Origin of the sequence: Collinsella sp. AF02-46-1, from assembly GCF_003465825.1 — a bacterium.
Taxonomy (GTDB): domain Bacteria; phylum Actinomycetota; class Coriobacteriia; order Coriobacteriales; family Coriobacteriaceae; genus Collinsella.
Genome location: NZ_QSBV01000014.1, coordinates 1 through 15,891 on the forward strand (window position 1 = coordinate 1; position 15,891 = coordinate 15,891).

At 60.8% G+C, this 15,891-nt stretch carries 14 protein-coding genes; 3 read left to right on the forward strand and 11 right to left on the reverse strand.

What is annotated here, in order from left to right:
- Positions 1-147: 147 nt before the first annotated feature.
- Together groL and groES are read right to left on the reverse strand one after the other, a co-directional pair.
- The gene (groL, locus tag DWV20_RS06870) at positions 148-1,785 is read right to left on the reverse strand and encodes a chaperonin GroEL (protein WP_006234938.1); all 1,638 of its coding nucleotides are present in this window, start codon (positions 1,783-1,785) and stop codon (positions 148-150) included.
- A gap of 96 nt (positions 1,786-1,881) precedes the next feature.
- On the reverse strand, positions 1,882-2,175 hold the full coding sequence (groES, locus tag DWV20_RS06875; protein ID WP_040358989.1) for a co-chaperone GroES: 294 nt from the start codon (positions 2,173-2,175) through the stop codon (positions 1,882-1,884).
- A 283-nt stretch (positions 2,176-2,458) separates the two neighbouring features.
- Between groES and DWV20_RS06880 the strand changes: the two genes are divergently transcribed.
- Together DWV20_RS06880 and DWV20_RS06885 are read left to right on the forward strand one after the other, a co-directional pair.
- A complete protein-coding gene (locus tag DWV20_RS06880; RefSeq protein WP_118206295.1) occupies positions 2,459-2,827 on the forward strand; it encodes a hypothetical protein in 369 nt (122 codons plus the stop codon).
- Between the two features lie 364 nt (positions 2,828-3,191).
- The gene (locus tag DWV20_RS06885; protein ID WP_158566342.1) at positions 3,192-5,243 is read left to right on the forward strand and encodes an LTA synthase family protein; all 2,052 of its coding nucleotides are present in this window, start codon (positions 3,192-3,194) and stop codon (positions 5,241-5,243) included.
- Between the two features lie 604 nt (positions 5,244-5,847).
- On the opposite strand, the gene DWV20_RS06890 is transcribed toward DWV20_RS06885, so the two are convergent.
- The gene (locus DWV20_RS06890; RefSeq protein WP_233539792.1) at positions 5,848-7,485 is read right to left on the reverse strand and encodes an amidohydrolase; all 1,638 of its coding nucleotides are present in this window, start codon (positions 7,483-7,485) and stop codon (positions 5,848-5,850) included.
- 168 nt (positions 7,486-7,653) lie between these two features.
- Here DWV20_RS06890 and DWV20_RS06895 point away from each other — a divergent pair, with 168 nt between their 5' ends.
- Positions 7,654-9,117 carry a M20 family metallopeptidase gene (locus tag DWV20_RS06895; RefSeq protein WP_118206293.1) on the forward strand — a complete coding sequence of 488 codons (1,464 nt, stop codon included), beginning with the start codon at positions 7,654-7,656 and terminating at the stop codon, positions 9,115-9,117.
- A gap of 107 nt (positions 9,118-9,224) precedes the next feature.
- Here the strand turns inward: DWV20_RS06895 and DWV20_RS06900 are convergent, their stop codons facing one another.
- The 8 genes from DWV20_RS06900 to DWV20_RS06940 all read right to left on the reverse strand — a co-directional run bounded on the left by DWV20_RS06900 (position 9,225) and on the right by DWV20_RS06940 (position 15,783).
- Complete coding sequence (locus DWV20_RS06900) at positions 9,225-9,722, reverse strand: DUF2752 domain-containing protein (protein ID WP_158566344.1); 498 nt, start codon at positions 9,720-9,722, stop codon at positions 9,225-9,227.
- Positions 9,715-10,392 carry a DUF4234 domain-containing protein gene (locus tag DWV20_RS09995; protein ID WP_199576336.1) on the reverse strand — a complete coding sequence of 226 codons (678 nt, stop codon included), beginning with the start codon at positions 10,390-10,392 and terminating at the stop codon, positions 9,715-9,717. The genes DWV20_RS06900 and DWV20_RS09995 overlap by 8 nt, the downstream gene beginning before the upstream one ends.
- Before the next feature lie 195 nt (positions 10,393-10,587).
- Positions 10,588-11,952: a zinc-ribbon domain-containing protein gene (locus DWV20_RS06915; protein WP_158566346.1), complete on the reverse strand. Its 1,365-nt coding sequence runs from the start codon at positions 11,950-11,952 to the stop codon at positions 10,588-10,590.
- A gap of 150 nt (positions 11,953-12,102) precedes the next feature.
- The gene (locus tag DWV20_RS06920) at positions 12,103-13,125 is read right to left on the reverse strand and encodes a YitT family protein (protein WP_118256665.1); all 1,023 of its coding nucleotides are present in this window, start codon (positions 13,123-13,125) and stop codon (positions 12,103-12,105) included.
- A gap of 204 nt (positions 13,126-13,329) precedes the next feature.
- Positions 13,330-13,851 (reverse strand): Asp23/Gls24 family envelope stress response protein, encoded by a 522-nt coding sequence (locus tag DWV20_RS06925; protein WP_118256666.1) that lies wholly within the window; start codon positions 13,849-13,851, stop codon positions 13,330-13,332.
- A gap of 44 nt (positions 13,852-13,895) precedes the next feature.
- Complete coding sequence (locus DWV20_RS06930; protein ID WP_233502694.1) at positions 13,896-14,273, reverse strand: DUF2273 domain-containing protein; 378 nt, start codon at positions 14,271-14,273, stop codon at positions 13,896-13,898.
- Positions 14,266-14,811 carry a hypothetical protein gene (locus tag DWV20_RS06935; RefSeq protein WP_118256667.1) on the reverse strand — a complete coding sequence of 182 codons (546 nt, stop codon included), beginning with the start codon at positions 14,809-14,811 and terminating at the stop codon, positions 14,266-14,268. Before DWV20_RS06935 ends, DWV20_RS06930 begins: the two co-directional genes overlap by 8 nt.
- Before the next feature lie 165 nt (positions 14,812-14,976).
- A complete protein-coding gene (locus DWV20_RS06940) occupies positions 14,977-15,783 on the reverse strand; it encodes a YebC/PmpR family DNA-binding transcriptional regulator (protein ID WP_055251993.1) in 807 nt (268 codons plus the stop codon).
- Between the last annotated feature and the right edge of the window lie 108 nt (positions 15,784-15,891).

Here is a 15,891-nt window from a genome sequence, read left to right on the forward strand (position 1 = left end):
ACCTTGCCAAATAGGAGCGTCAGGACGCAAAGAGGCTCCGCAGCGCGAAGCGCGATGCGGAGCCTCTTTGCATGTCCGAGGACGTTCCGGAGAGAAACCCCCGTCACGCCCCCGGATCCCCGGTGGGAGTTCTAGACCTTGTCGGCCTTAGTACATACCGCCGCCCTGCTGACCAGCGGTAGCAGCAGCGATAGCGTCCTCAAGCTGAGTGTTTTTGGGGACATCGGAGACGGTAGCCTCGGTGATGAGGATCAGGCTGGCGACAGAAGCAGCGTTCTGCAGGGTGACGCGGCTGACCTTGACGGGGTCGAGGACGCCCATCTCGATCATGTCGCCCCACTCGCCGTTGGCAGAGTTGAGACCCTGGCCAGCAGGCAGCTCGGCAACCTTGTCGACCACGACAGCGCCCTCAAAGCCAGCGTTCTTGGCGATGGTGGCGACCGGAGCGGTCAGAGCCTTCTTGACGATGTCGACGCCGATCTTCTCCTCGGGGTCGTCGATCTCGACAGCATCGAGCGCAGGAGCAGCGTCCATGAAGGCGACGCCACCGCCGGCGACGATGCCCTCCTCGACAGCAGCGCGGGTAGCCTGCAGGGCATCCTCAACGCGGTGCTTGATCTCCTTGAGCTCGGACTCGGTAGCAGCGCCGACCTTGATGACGGCAACGCCACCGGAGAGCTTGGCCAGGCGCTCCTGGAGCTTCTCACGGTCGAAGTCAGAGGTGGTGTTCTCCATCTCGCCCTTAATCTGAGCGATACGGGCGTCAATGGCCTCCTTGGAGCCAGCGCCGCCGACGACAACGGTGTTGTCCTTGGAAATGGTGACGGACTTAGCGGTGCCGAGCATATCGGCGGTGATGTCAGCGACCTTCACGCCCAGCTCGTCCAGAGCAGCCTGACCACCGGTGAGGACGGCGATGTCCTCGAGGATGCGCTTGCGGCGATCGCCGTAGCCCGGGGCCTTGACGGCGCAGACGTTGAGAGCGCCACGGATCTTGTTGAGGACCAGGGTCGGCAGAGCCTCGCCGTCGATGTCCTCAGCGATGATGAGCAGGCCACGGCCGGCGCGCTGGACAGCCTCGAGAACAGGCATGATGTCCTGGACGCTGGAGATCTTCTGGTCGGTGATGAGGATGTACGGATCCTTCATCACGGCCTCCATGCGGTCGTTGTCCGTGACGAAGTAAGCGGAGACGTAGCCCTTGTCGAACTGCATGCCCTCGACGGTGTCGATGGTGATGTCGAACGTCTGGGAATCCTCGACGGTGATGACGCCGTCCTTGCCCACGACCTCCATGGCCTCGGCGATCTTCTCGCCAACCTCGGGGTCACCAGCGGAGATGGTGCCGACAGAAGCGATCTGCTCCTTGGTCTCGACCGGCTTGGCCTGCTTCTTCATCTCGGCGACGGCGGCGTTTACAGCCTTGTCGATGCCGCGACGGATGGCCAGCGGGTTGGCGCCGGCGGCGACGTTGCGCAGACCGTCGTTGACGATAGCCTGAGCGAGCAGGGTTGCGGTGGTGGTGCCGTCACCCACGGTGTCGTTGGTCTTGGTGGCGACCTCCTTCACCAGCTGGGCGCCCATGTTCTCGATGTTGTCCTCGAGCTCAATCTCCTTAGCGACGGAAACGCCGTCGTTGGTGATGGTCGGGGCACCGAACGTGCGCTGCAGAGCGACGTAACGGCCCTTGGGGCCCATGGTGACGGTAACGGCGTCGGCCAGAGTGTTGACGCCCTTGGCGAGCTTGGCGCGGGCATCGGTGTTGAACGTAATGTTCTTTGCCATGGTAGGTAATCCTCCAAAAGAAATGTGACTCGCGTCGCCGCTTCCGAGTCCTATGCGGCGGGCGCGTTCAAAGACGAATCAGAGATTCTGACGAGACTAGGCCTCGACGACGGCGTAGATGTCGTCGGCGCGCATCAGCAGATACTTCTCGCCGTCGACCTTGACCTCGTTGCCGCCGAACTTACCGTAGATGACAACGTCGCCGACCTGAACGTCCATAGGGATGCGCTCACCCTTGTCGTTGACCTTACCGGCGCCAACGGCAACGATGGTGCCGCGCTGCGGCTTCTCCTGAGCGTTGCTGGCGATATACAGACCAGAAGCGGTCTTCTGCTCGGCCTCGTCGGGCTTGACCAGGACGCGATCTGCAAGCGGCTTCAAAGACGACATGCTTGTTTCCTCCTTTGTGGGCCGCGCGGTCATGCCGCGCGGGTTAACCCTTTTTGTTTGCGTACGCGTTGAATGGTACCCACGAATGGCGGGTTATACAACACGGAGTCAAAAAATCTTATTTTTTGGCACTTAGATTTTCTGAATGCCGGGGGATAACTTATGCTCGGCCCCAAGGCGGACCGGAAAGCATGAAGTTTTAGCGCGGCAACTTTGTGAATCAGCTTCTCAAGACTACAATCCTCCAGATGAAATATGCCCAGATGAGAGGAAGGGAGGGCAGATGACTGATGAACTGAGCACCTCGGCGTGGCGAGATATAGCACCGAATCGCGATGCACACGACTCCATGCCGCCCGTTCGCACTCGCCTGCTCGCCCTGGCTCTCGTCTTCGCCCTTCTCGCGGTAACCATCCTCTCCCCCATCGCAGCCGCCCATGAGTTGCATCATGACTGCACCGGCGCGGGCTGCACCATCTGCGCCGAGCTCGCCGGCAATCTGTCGATCGCCCGTGGCGGTGACACCGTCCCCGTGGGCGCGACATCGTTCATCATCCTCTTGCTGATCTCCGCCCTAGCCGTCATCGGCACCGAGCGATCTTCATATGCCCCGGTCACCCTATTATCCCTCAGGGTCCGTCTGGACGATTAGCGGCTCCCAATTGAATCAAATAGCTACCGCGTGCCACAGCGGCATCGCCTTCGGCCGTCGGCACCCCGACGCAGCCGTTTTCAATTCAGGAGCAATCTATGGACAACCGAATCTACCGTCGCCATCCCAAGCGGCGTCCTATTCGTCACCGTGGCCCCATGGCGGCGGCATATATGCCCCTTTTAAGTGCGGTCTTTACTCTCGCCGCTTCTGACGACAATGCGTCCAGCTCGACCCCGTCGAGGGGCTCACTGACAAACAGCTTAAAGCCGGCGAGGATTACCCACCCATCATGAACGACAACCTGGAGAAGCTCGTGAAGACGCTGAACTAGGAGTAAGGAACAGAGACGATGAAGATGAGCATGAAGGATCTGAAAAGCTGGATGACCGACCATCCCTACCCCCGTACGCTGGCAACGATCGGCGGCGCATCGATATGCTCGATGCTCGCCCTCGAGCTGCCCTCCAACCATGAACTATGGAAGATGCAGGCCGGACCGGCACTTTTAGAGCTTTTGCTCATCTTCTGCTTCTTGTGCCTGTTGTTCTATCTGCCGCACCGCCGTAAGACCCCCGCAATCGTTGGCATCGTTGCGCTCGCCAGCATCGGTATCGCCGAGTACTTCGTAATCACGTTCAAATCGATGCCCATCCAACCCGGAGACCTGTTCGCCCTCTCGACCGCTGCGACGGTCGCCGGCAGCTACACCTATGAGCTCAGCACTTTCTGCTTCATGGGGCTTGCCGCCGCGGCCTTGGGAATCGCGCTTATCGTCCTCATTCCGCGTGATGCATGTGGGCGACCGCCGCGCCGCGCATCGGAAACGTCCCCCGAGTCCATCGACCATGCGATGTCTGCGTCCTTGAAATCGAAGGACTCAAAGGCGTCTCCGGCAACCGAGGGGACATCGACAGCGCCGAGGGAGCATCCAGTCGCAACCAAATCCAAACTCCCCCTCTCCGTCGACCGTCGTACCGCACTTGTTGCCGGAGCCGCACTGGGGGCGCAGGCCTTCATCAGCTATTACGACACCTTGGGCATCAAGCTTCATACCTGGAAGCCCCTCGAAAGCTATTACAGTCAGGGGTTTCTCCCCACCTTTATTTCGAGCGCGCAAAAAATGGTGCCGCCTAAACCCAAGCACTACAAGAGCGGTGAGGCCTCGGCGATCATCAAGCGCCTTGCCGCGCGCTGGAACGCGGGCACGAACGGCATCGCCGACCCCTCCCGTGCCGCTGCCGTCGAACAGTTTGACCAGCTCAAGCCCTCAGTCATCTGTATCATGAACGAGTCCTTCGCCGACCTTTCAATCTTTAACGAACTGGGCTGTGGCTATAAGGGGCCCGAGCGCTTCAAAGCCATCGATAACGCGCTTCTGCAGGGAGTGAGCTACATGAGCGCCTTCGGTGCCGGCACCTGTAACAGCGAGTTCGAGTTCTTAACCGGACACTCCATGGCATTCCTGGGCGCTGGCGTCTACCCGTTCATGAGCTACAACCTGGCCCCGAGCGAGAACCTCGCCCGTCAGTTCAAGAGACTCGGCTATCGCACCGTGGCCATGCACCCCAACCACGCCACCAACTGGAATCGCGAGAACGTCTTCGCGGACATGGGATTCGACGAGTTCCTCTCGATCGAGGACTTCGCCGGCGCACCCGAGCTCTGCCGCAAGGTCACCGACGCCGCCACCTACGACAAGTGCCTCGAGGTACTAAAGCAGAGCGACCAGCCGATCTTCATCCACGACGTGACGATGCAAAACCACTCCGCCTATGACACGGGCTTGGTGCCCACCGACCAGCAACTGCACCTTGCCGTCGAAGGTGTGTCCGACAAAGTTATCACCTGGACCAATGAATACTGCTCGCTCATGGAAGCGTCCGATGCCGCCTTCGCCGCCTTCCTGGAAAAGCTGCGTGATCTCGACCGCCCCGTCGTCGTGGTGATGTACGGCGACCACCAGCCGTTCTTCACCGACCGCTACAACGACCTCTACTTTACCGATGAGGACGATGCCACCCATACCGAGCGCATCTGGCAGACACGCTATGTGGTCTGGGCGAACTACGATGTCGCCGGCAACGCACAAACGAGTGGGGAACTCAACACAAGCATCAATAACGTCGGTGCACTCGCACTCAATGCCATCGGTGCCCCGCTCACCGCCTACCAACGCGCACGCTTGCAAAACCGAGCGCACATGCCGGCGATAAACGTGGTGGGGGCGCAGGATGCGCACAGCGTTTGGTATACAGCCGAGGCCAAAAACGTTCCCGCCAAGACCGCTAATGCGCGCGATCGCCTGGACCGCATGCAATATCGTAAGCTCTTCGACCACGAAGGCTCGGTCTTTGCCACCCATAAGCAGGCGGCCGCCAACGAAACCGACCCCAACGCAGCTCCGGGAGCCTAGGGTTGACCAATCTCGGGCCCGGTATTCAGAAAAGTCAGTGCAGCAAAATGGCGATGCGGGCAGCGACTTGGGCATGGTTTTCGCCGCTCGCACGGGTCCCCTGGGGAGCAGCGTGCATTTTTGGGAGTTTTCAGCAGGCCAGGACGGCTGCATACGCGCCGGACACACCATATTGGTCCCAAGAACGCCTTTGACCGGCGATTTGGGTCGACGGGCAAATCCCGTCAGGACAAAAAAGCGTGCCTCGCGCCACACCGGACCCCAAAATGACGTCGATCTCCGCAATGCCACCCGACTGCAGCGGCACCGGCAGAGCTCACGGTGCTGAATACTCCATTTTTTGCACGGCCCAGGCGGGGGTACATCAGGACCGGAAAGAACATCTCAACTTTTTTTGCAATCTGCAACTGGAAGTATGCAAAACGCTAAGAGAAAGCATCGCTGATGTCCCAATTGAGCGCGCGGAGCAGCAGCGCTTCCACCCTGCGCCCAAATCCAGCAGAGAGGGGACGCTCCTAACGAACCCCCATCGGCAAACAAACGCGGCTCGAGCGCCATCCCAAAATAGGCTGCCCGAGCCGCGTTTAACGGTACGGCATGAATATTAGCGCTCGTAGATTAAGTTGCCCGCCAGGTAGGTGGCCTGAACCTTGGTGGCCTGGAGCTCTTGGGGGTCAACGGTGAGCAGGTTTCGGTCCAGGACTACCAGGTCGGCGTATTTGCCGGGTTCCAGGCTGCCGAGGTTTTGCTCGTCGCCCGCTGCGTACGCGCTGCCAAGCGTGTAGCTGCGCAGGGCCGTTGCCGCGTCGATACGCTCGCTCGGCAGCCAGCCGCCCTCGGGCCAGTGGCTGCGGGGATCTTGGCGCGTGATAGCCGTGTAGAGCACGTTCATGCTGGTAACGGCCGTGATGGGGCTGTCGGTACCGAAAGCTTGACGGATACCGCGCTGCTGATAAGTTGCGAACGGCCACATGATGCGGCTGCGTTCCAGGCCCAGGTCGCGCTCCGGGCCACCCGGGTCGAGCGTGATGTGGCAAGGCTGGCTCGAGGCAATGACGTTGAGCTTGCGCAGACGATCGATGTCCTGAGGCAGCAGATTCTCCAGGTGCTCAAGCGTATTGTGGCCGTGCTGGGGCAAGCCGTAGAGCTCTGCCGCCTCCTCAAAGATATCGAGCGCAGCATGGATGGCACCGTCGCCGATAACGTGGATGCGCACGGTATGGTCACGCTCGGCTGCCGCCAAAACCAACTTGCGCATACGCTCGACAGGGACCGTCAGGCGGCCCTGGTCGCCCGGGAAGCGCGGGTTGGTATAGGGCTCAGTGAGGTATGCGGTATGCTCGCTCGACACGCCGTCGAAGAACTGTTTAAAGCCTGGCGCCGAGAGCAGCGCGTTGTTCGCGTAGCGGGTCTGGAGTTCTTCCAAGCGCGACTGGTCATCCAGCAGCGTGGGAAACAGATGGGCGCGGATGCCCAGCTTGCCGGAGGCCTGCAGCTTGTCGTAAACATCGTCGCGAATAAAGTCGCAGCCCGGCATGGGCATGAGCGACATATCGCAGATTGAGGTGATGCCTTGCTCGGCCATACGCTTCATCTGGTCGGCGTAAGCGCTCGCGATGCGGTCCTCGCCCAGCCACTCCAGGCAGCGCGGCAGCAGCTGCATAGCAGCCGCCTCGTGGGCGATACCCGTAAGCTCGCCATTTGCATCTTTGTCGTAACTGCCACCCGCCGGAGGCTCGCTGTCGCGCGTAACGCCGAGCGCCTCGAGTGCGCGGCTGTTAAGCCACAGCGTGTGCCCGTCGCCCGAGTACATAACGCAGGGACGATCGGGAAATGCCGCATCGAGGGAGGCCTTGGTAGGGTGCTCGGGCGGATCCCAGCGGTAATCGCGCCAACCCTGGGTCACGACCCAGGCGTCATCTGGCAAGCCTTGGGAAAACTCGAGCGCATGCTGCACCAATGCTGCCTCGGACGTGCCCATATCCATGAGCATGTACGGCGAGGAGCCAACCGAAGTATGGAAGAAATGCAAGTGCGCATCGTGGAAACCGGGGCAGACAAACTGCTCGCCGTAATCGACCACCGGCGTGGCGGCAGGTGCGGCGTCAATCACGTCATCGGGCGCGCCGACTGCGACGATGCGATCACCCGCGATGGCGATCGCCAGCTCGCGGGCGGTATCGATACCGTCTTGGGCGGTAAAAACGTTCTTGGAGCGGATAATCCGATCGATATGCTGCATGAGCATCCCCATCTCTGGCAGGTAATTCAACATCCCCGAGTGTACTCCCCCGCCCTTGCAACAAAACCCCAAGCGGCAAACGGCAACTTTACCAGCCCTAGCGGCAGGTGGCATACTGGAGAGAGCCTGTACGATTTTGCGATCGAGCCAGCAAGGAGCAAATCGACCATGACGAAGACCAAGGCACAGCAGATTATGGCGGCAACCGAGGTTCGCGCGGCAGACGACGTCACCGCGGCCATCCATGATATCGCCGCCGAGTTTGAACCCTACATCATCAAGCAGCGCCGGCACTTCCATAAGCACCCGGAGCTGAGCCTTGCCGAGGAGCGCACGACTTCCGACATCGCCAACCAGCTCGACGCCATGAATATCCCCTACGAGCGTCCACTCAAGACGGGCCTGGTGGCGACACTCCGCGGCACCGCGCCCGATGCCTACCGCGAGGACGGCACGCCGCGCCGCCGTATCCTGCTGCGCGCCGACATCGACGCCCTGCCCGTCACCGAGCAGACCGGCGAGGAGTTCGCCAGCGTCAACGAGGGCTGCATGCACGCCTGCGGCCACGACTGCCATATCGCCATGATGCTCGGCACGTTGCAGATTCTGCGCCACATGACCGATGACATCCACGGCGAGATTCGCATCGTTTTCCAGCCCAGCGAGGAAAACGGCCAGGGCGCCAAGCTCATGATCGGCACGGGCGTACTCGATGGCGTCGACGGTGCCTATGCCGCGCACATCTGGAGCGAGGTCGATGCCGGCACCGTGAGCTGCGAGCCCGGTCCGCGCATGGCAAACACCGACTGGTTCCGCATTGATGTCCGCGGCACCTCGTGCCATGGCGCCATGCCCCAGCGCGGCCACGACGCCGTTATGGTTGCCGCCGAAATCGTCAACGCCCTGCAGACCATCGTCTCGCGCGAGATTAGCCCCTACGAACCCGCCGTCATCACCGTCGGCGAACTGCACGGCGGCACCGCGCGCAACGTTATCGCCGGCACGGCATACCTCGCCGGCACGGTGCGCACCTATGGCGACAAGACGCATGAGGAAATGCCCGAGCTTATGCGCCGCATCGTGGAGCACACCGCAGCAGCACTAGGCGCCGAGGCCGAACTCACCGACTACACCATCGCCAACTACAAGGTCGAAAACGATGCCGCCTCGAGCGAGCGTTGCCGCCAAGCTGTGCTCAAGTGCCTGGGCCCCGCAGGCGAGGGCCATTACCGCGGCACGCTTTCGGGCGAGGACTTCTCGGAGTACCTGCGCCGCGTGCCGGGCGTGCTCGCCTTTGTTGGCACGCGCAACCCCCAGATTGGCGCCACCTATGCCCAGCACTCCTGCTTCTACAAGATCGACGAGAGCGCGCTCGCCAAGGGCTCCATGGTAGCCGCTCAGTATGCCATCGACTTTTTGGCCGAGCCCACACAAGAGGAGCTCGACGGCCCCACAATCGCCGCGGTTGCCGAGACCAATCCCGACCTGGCAGCCAAGCTGCGCTCTGCCAAGGCAACGGCCGCCGAGGCCCGCGACGCCGTGCACGACGCCCGCACCGCCCGCCATGCCGCCATCAAGGGCATTCACGATGCCCGTGCCGCTGCTCGCCACGAGGAGAAGCATGGCGAGTAGCCGTCACGTCCACCCGTAACAACCTGGCTAGAGCAAAGCGGGGGGCGAACGTTATCTCAACGTTCGCCCCCCGCTTATGTGTCGATGCTTTTCTAGCGCGTCCTCCGTCACGACAGGTAAGAGCGAAGGATGGTGAGCCAGCGTGGGGTTTCGAGGTGGATGATATCGGTGGGAACTCCGGTGGGAACGTGACCACCAAGGAGCAGGCCCGCGTCTGCCGGGTTGATAAGGCGCACGATCCATACGGCAACGACCAGCACACACAGAACAATAACCGCAATGTCGATGCCACGCTTTAGCTTGCTCGATACCGCCTCCTCGCGCACGAACGCGAGCGCAAACGCAATCGGCACCACCCAAAACAGCGGATGGTAGGCAAAGGCAGCCGCAAAACCGAGGCGCAGTGCTGCCAGCCAGGCCCTTGTCATGCCGCATCCCGGACAGGGAATGCCCGTCATCAGGCGAAACACGCAGCCGATATCGAGCAGGTAGAGTGCGAGCCAGGCGACAAAGAGCGCGCCGATGCAAGAAAGGGCGCGGCGAATGAGCTCCGCCGCGCCCTTATGTCCCTGGGAGCTGTTCACGCCGTTCTTATCGTTAGGCACGAGCGCCAAGACGGGTGTTGTAAGCCGTTGCCATGGCATTGGTGTTCTTGATGATGATGTTCATGGCAAAGATGGGGCCAAGGCCGCACAGCAGCGCGCCGACAATCTGCCACATAAGAACGGTAGTACCGTTCTCCTGGAACATCAGGCCATAGCGAGGGGCATTAGCCTGCAGGCGGTTACCGATCTTGTAGTACCAGTAGAGTCCGTAGAAGCCGCAGGTCACGAACGACAGCAAGATGAATGCTGCCAGACCCGGCGTGGAATCGCCGTCATCCTGGCACATGACATTGATGTCGCGGGCAAGGCAATAGAGGAAGTAATACGAATAGATGCCGCAGGTCACGATGGAAAGCAGGAGCCAGCCGATCACGCCACGGTCGGTCTTAATCGGAGCATAGCCCATCGGGGCAGGTGCAGGCTGCTGAGCATACTGCTGCTGGCCGGCGTACTGCTGCTGCCCGGTGTACTGCTGCTGAGGCTGGGGCTGAACTGCCTGAACCGGAGTGGGCTGAATCTGCGTGGGCTGCGGAGCAGGCTGGGGCTGAGGCGCAGGCTGCGGCGCGGGCTGAGGGGCCGGAGCGGTGGGAGCGGCACCGATGGCAGAACCGCAAACAGGGCAGAATTTGGCATCATCCGAAATGGGAGAACCACAAGTGGGACAGAACATAAGCTTCTCCTTTTCCTAAGGCGTCGCACGCCTTCAAACCTTACACGTCTATGTTCTCAACAATAGCCGCGACGTTGTTGCGCAACATTGACCAATTTCCGAGAAATTTATCTGCAACCGTTTTCCCAGGTATTGTCTTGCTTTCACAGTAGAAAAAGGCACCCCGGGCTCAGTTGCCCAGGGCGCCTCGACCGACTATTCGGTTTGATTGTTTTCGGCAGCAGGATTATCGCCCGGCTCATCCGCCGGCGTGGCAACGGCATTCCAATCGGGTTCTGCAGGCGTCGCCTCGGGCGCGGGGGCCGGTGCCGGGGCAGACGTCGGTGCGGGCGACGTTGCAGGCGCAGGTGCGGGTGCCGGCTCAGGCACAGGCGCCGGCTCGGGTGCAGGCTCAGGCGCAGACTCGGGCGCGGGCTCGGGCTCGGGCGCAGGTGCCGGCGAAGCATCCGGAGCGCTGTAACCCGAAGGAGCAGACTTCTTCTCAAACGGCAGCACAAAGGTCAGGACGTCGTCCTTGTCCTCGTCGGCCCACTCGCTTGCGTAGCGCGCCACCCAATAGCCAACGGCACGATGCTTGAGCATGTTGCCAAAGACCGTAAGGAATACCGTGACAAACGCCGTCAGCACCAAGAACAATACGAGCGTAATGCCACCGCCGGTAACAAGCGCCTCAATAGCCGTAGGACGGTAGTAGTAGCTATACATACCGACAGAGGCAATGGTGCCAAAGACGAGCGTCAGGATCCATGTGATAACGTTGGCGACCAGACCCGTCAAAAACTCGGGAAGGAACGATGCGCAGAACAGCTTGGTCTTATTGTTCTTAAAGGCCGCCCAGACCTTATCGAGCGAAAACGCGCTCTCGACGCGACCGGTCACCGCAAAGTGCATCACGGCGATGTCGGCGAACATAGTAAAGAAGACACCCAGGACCGCCGTGGCAATCATAGCCAGAACAAACAGGCCCAGCGAGCCAAATAGAGCGGCCTCAAGCGCATAGGAGCCGTAATAAGAGTACGCACCCGCGGCACCAATTACCACGCTCTCCACCAGCGAAAGCGCTACACCAATAACGGGAATAGCCGCGATAACCTTGAGCACGCTCGAAATAACGCCCGAAAAGACGCCAAGGCCAAACGACGTGGAACGCATCAACGGACGATCCATGCCGTCATCGACCTTGAGCGACAGATCGCGACCCCATTCGATGCCAAAGCCAGAACCGCACGCGCTTGCCACACAGGCAGCCAAAAAGCCGAAGGCAGCCGCGATACCGCCGATAACGGGAATGAAGAGCACGAGCACCGACACGACACAGATGAGCGCCGGCAAAAAGGCAATCTGGCACACGCGCTGCAGCACGCCCGGCGTCTTGGTCATGTCTTCAAACGCCTGAGCTACACAGCCCTTGGGCACGTTCACGTTAGGCTGAGGAGCAAACTGCTGAGGCTGAGACTGCCCCTGAGGAGCAGAGGTTGCAGCACCGGTATTAGGAGCGCCACACGCGCCACAGAACTTGTCGTTATCGCCCATGGGGGCGCCACACTGCGAACAGAACATCGAAATCATCCCTTCGTATCTAGAGCGAATCACCTGGATCGCAAACGATGTCTTTGGCAACATTATCGCCCAATGTGGGGACAAATACTCCAAGATGGCCGATTTGCAACGTAGGCGGCCTTATTCAATGATTCGAAGGGTGCGTCCGCGCTAGTTCGTGCCGCGGAAGCCTTTGCCCACGATCTCGGAGCTATCGACGATGGTGATGAAGGCGCCAGGGTCAATCTCGCGGGTATAGCGGCGCAGTTGCACTGCCTCGCGACGGCTCAGCACGCTCATAATCACCGTGACGCACTTGCCCGAGAAGGCGCCGTAGCCACGGCTGATCGTTGCCGTGCGGTTGAGATGCTTGACAATAAACTCCTCGACTTTTCGCGGTTCGGTGCAAATGATCGTACAGACCTTGCGCAGGTGGATGCTCTCGATAGCCTTATCGACCACGAGCGTCTTGGCAAACAGGCCAAGCACGCAGTACAGGCCGACGCGCGGGCCATACAGGAAAGCCGCGATGGTCACGATGCCGATATCGACCAGCAGCAGCGCGCGGCCAATCTCGAGCGTGGTGCGGCGTTTGAGGATCATGGCAAGAATGTCCGTGCCACCCGTCGAGGCGCCGATGTCAAAGACAATAGCGCTGCCGAGCGCCGGCAAGATGACGGCAAAGCACAGGTCGAGCCACATATCACCCGTCAGAGAGACATCGGTCGGAATGAAGAGCTCAAACAGCGAGACGTAGGCCGAAAGCGCAAACGAGGCAAAGACGCTCCACAGAATCGCCTTGCGCTCCAAAAAGATAAAGCCCAGAACGACCAGGACCGCGTTGATAATCCACATAAAGACGCCGACGGGCAGGGTCGGGAACAGCGTGGAAAGAATGACCGACACGCCCGAGGTGCCGCCGAAGGCAAAGTGATTGGGGGTTTTAAAGGCCACGATGGCGAACGCCGTGAGAATCAGGCCCAGATTGAGCTCGGCAAAAAAGCGCGGAAAGCCTGGCTCCTGGCTGCGCTTGCGGCCGGCGCGCTCGCCACGTTCGATATCCTCGCGACCGACCACGCGCTCCATCGGCACCACCGGAGGACGATGCACCTCCTCGGCGGCACGCGACGCCGCCTCTGCCGCAGCGGCCTCAATCGCCCATGCTTTGCTTTCGGTCTCGTGTTCGTCGGCCATTACGGCAACCCCTCGTTAACAATTTGGAAACAATGCGCCCATTAGGGTAACGCGGAACGTGGGGATTGCAACCCTTAGTTAGACGAGCGGTATGACTACATCGGGTGCGTACAAAAACGGCCGGCCACGCTTTTGCTTGCGCGGTCGGCCGTTTAACGTTTTCGCAGATAAAACCTGCCAAAATAAACATCTCTTTTTGGTAGGTTACTCGTGCTGGCTGGTACGGTGCTCGTACTCCTCGGGGGTGATGACATCCTCGATGCGCAGGTTGACGCCTGCCACCTCAAGGCCGGTCATCGCGGCAAGACGCTCGGTGACGCGCGCCTTAACGTCGTCAAAGATCGCAGGCGCATAGGCGCCGTACTCGATGATGACCGAGATGTTGACAACCACGCGGTTGTCGTCGGTGACCTCGACCGTCACGCCCTTGGTCAGGTTCTCGGCACCAAACTGCTCCTGCACAAAGTGCATGAGGTTGCCCTTCATGCCCAGAACGTGCGACACCTCGCGGGTGGCCATGGCGACGATCTTCTCAATCACGCCGTTGGAATATGTCAGCGAGTCCTCGGACTCGTCCGCCTCCTCGTCATCCTCGTCCGCCTCGTCTTCGGACTCCGCCTCGACGAGCGCCTCGTCCTCGAGCGTTACGTCCTCCGCCTCGGCGGCGACGGCCTCGTTCGTCTCGAGCTCGGTATCGGCCACATCGACCTTCGTGTTAAAAGCCATGGTTCCTCCTTATGCCTGCCACGGATGCGACAGTCGAATACATATTAGCGGCCGCTAAACAGACGGCCGAAGAAGTTAACGATACCGTTCTCGCCGTCGCGAATCTGGCCGATCACGGCGCCGATCAGCACAAAGAATGCGATGACGAGCGTGTCCCACAGGCCCAACGTAAGTACCAGCACGGCGAGGATAAAGCCTGCCACGGCGCCGAGCGTAGTGTTGGGGTGGCGCACGGCGTAGCTCCAGATAGCAGCGCCCGTACCTTTGATGAGACCCATGGCCTCGTCAAAGTCGTTGGCGGCGCTGTCGTGCTGCTCGCCGGCCTCGGGCTTGGTGTCGGCGGACTCGCCTGCCGGCATAGCGTTCTGATCGATCGTCAGGCGCGGCGTGCGGGCGGTCTTGTCTTGGTTGGTATCACTCACCGGAAACCTCCACGGTCTGGACGGTAGTCTTGGACGGCAAAAAGCGAACGCGCGCAGTCGTGCCCGGCGTACCGAGCATGGTGTCGCAGGCCTCCTCGATACGCTGCTGCATCGCGGTTGCAAGGGAAGCCACATCGTGATCGACGAGTGCGATGGCGTCGACCTTAAAACGGACGTGCGACTCGTCGGAGCCCTGGACGCGCGCATCGATATGCTCGACCATCACGCGGTCGTCGCGCTCAGCCGCAGCACGGGCGCACGAGGAAAGCGCTGCGAGCGTGACCTCGATATTGCGCTCCCCCGCCGGATGCACGCAGGACGGCTCGCGACGCGCGAACATCAAGCGGAAAAAACCGATGAGCACGCCAAGCGCCACGATGGCGGCGCACACCGTAACGACGACGCGAGGCATGGTGTCACGCAATAGCAGCATAAAGCGATACGTATACGGTCCCCAGAACTGGCAGACAAGCGTACCCAGCGCCACGATGGCGGCGGCAAGATACACGATCGCTAGGGCTCGTTTGAGTACGCGCACGCGCGCTCCCTTCAGGTTTCGGTCCACAGAATGCAAAACGATTCGCATCATTATAAAAGAGCCGGGTCCGGTGCCATACGCACGCGGATCCGGCTCATCTATTCCACGAGGCTTGCATGCTCGCTTCATTATGCCCAGATATGCACGGCTTAACCCGTGCAGGCGCTACTCCTCCTCGAGGGCAGCGATGACCTCGTCGGTCATGTCCATGGTGCTGTAGACGTCCTGGACGTCGTCGAGCTCCTCGAGACGGTCGATGAGGCGCTGAACCTTCTTGGCGTCGGTACCGGAGACCTCGGTCGGGGTGGTCGGAACCATGGTGGTCTCGGAACCCTTGACCTGGACGCCCTGCTCCTCGAGTGCCTTGGAGACAGCCATGACGTCGTTAGCAGCGGTCCAGACGATCCACTCCTCGCCGGCGTCCTCGTAGTCCTCGCCACCGGCCTCGGCGATGGCCATCATGAACTCATCCTCGTCACCGGCAGCACCGTTGGCGATCATGGTCTCCTTCTTGGCGTTCTCGTCCAGGATCTCCTTGGCGACGACGATCTGGCCCTTGCGCTCAAACTGGAAGGCGACGGAGCCGGAGGTGCCCAAGTTGCCACCAGCGTGGGAGAAGGCGGAACGGACATCGGCGGCAGTACGGTTGCGGTTGTCGGTCAGGCAGTCAACATAGACGGCGACACCGGCGGGACCATAGCCCTCGTACACGATGTTCTCGTAGACGGCGGCATCGGCACCCGAACCAAAGGCCTTGTCGATAGCGGACTTGATCTTGTCCTTGGGCATGGACTGAGCCTTGGCCTTAGCAACGGCAGCGGCGAGGCTGGCGTTGTTCTCGGGCAGCGGGTCACCGCCGAGACGGGCAGCAACGGTGATGTTGCGGCTCAGCTTGGAGAAGAGGGCGGAACGCTTGGCGTCCTGCGCGCCCTTACGATGCTTGGTTGTGGCCCACTTAGAGTGTCCGGACATACGTGTCTCCTATCGGTTTTGACCTAAAGCCCAGCGCAGATGCTCGGGCAATATAAACAAACGTCGTTATGATATACCTACTGGCCTGCGAGATAAACCCCAAAATGA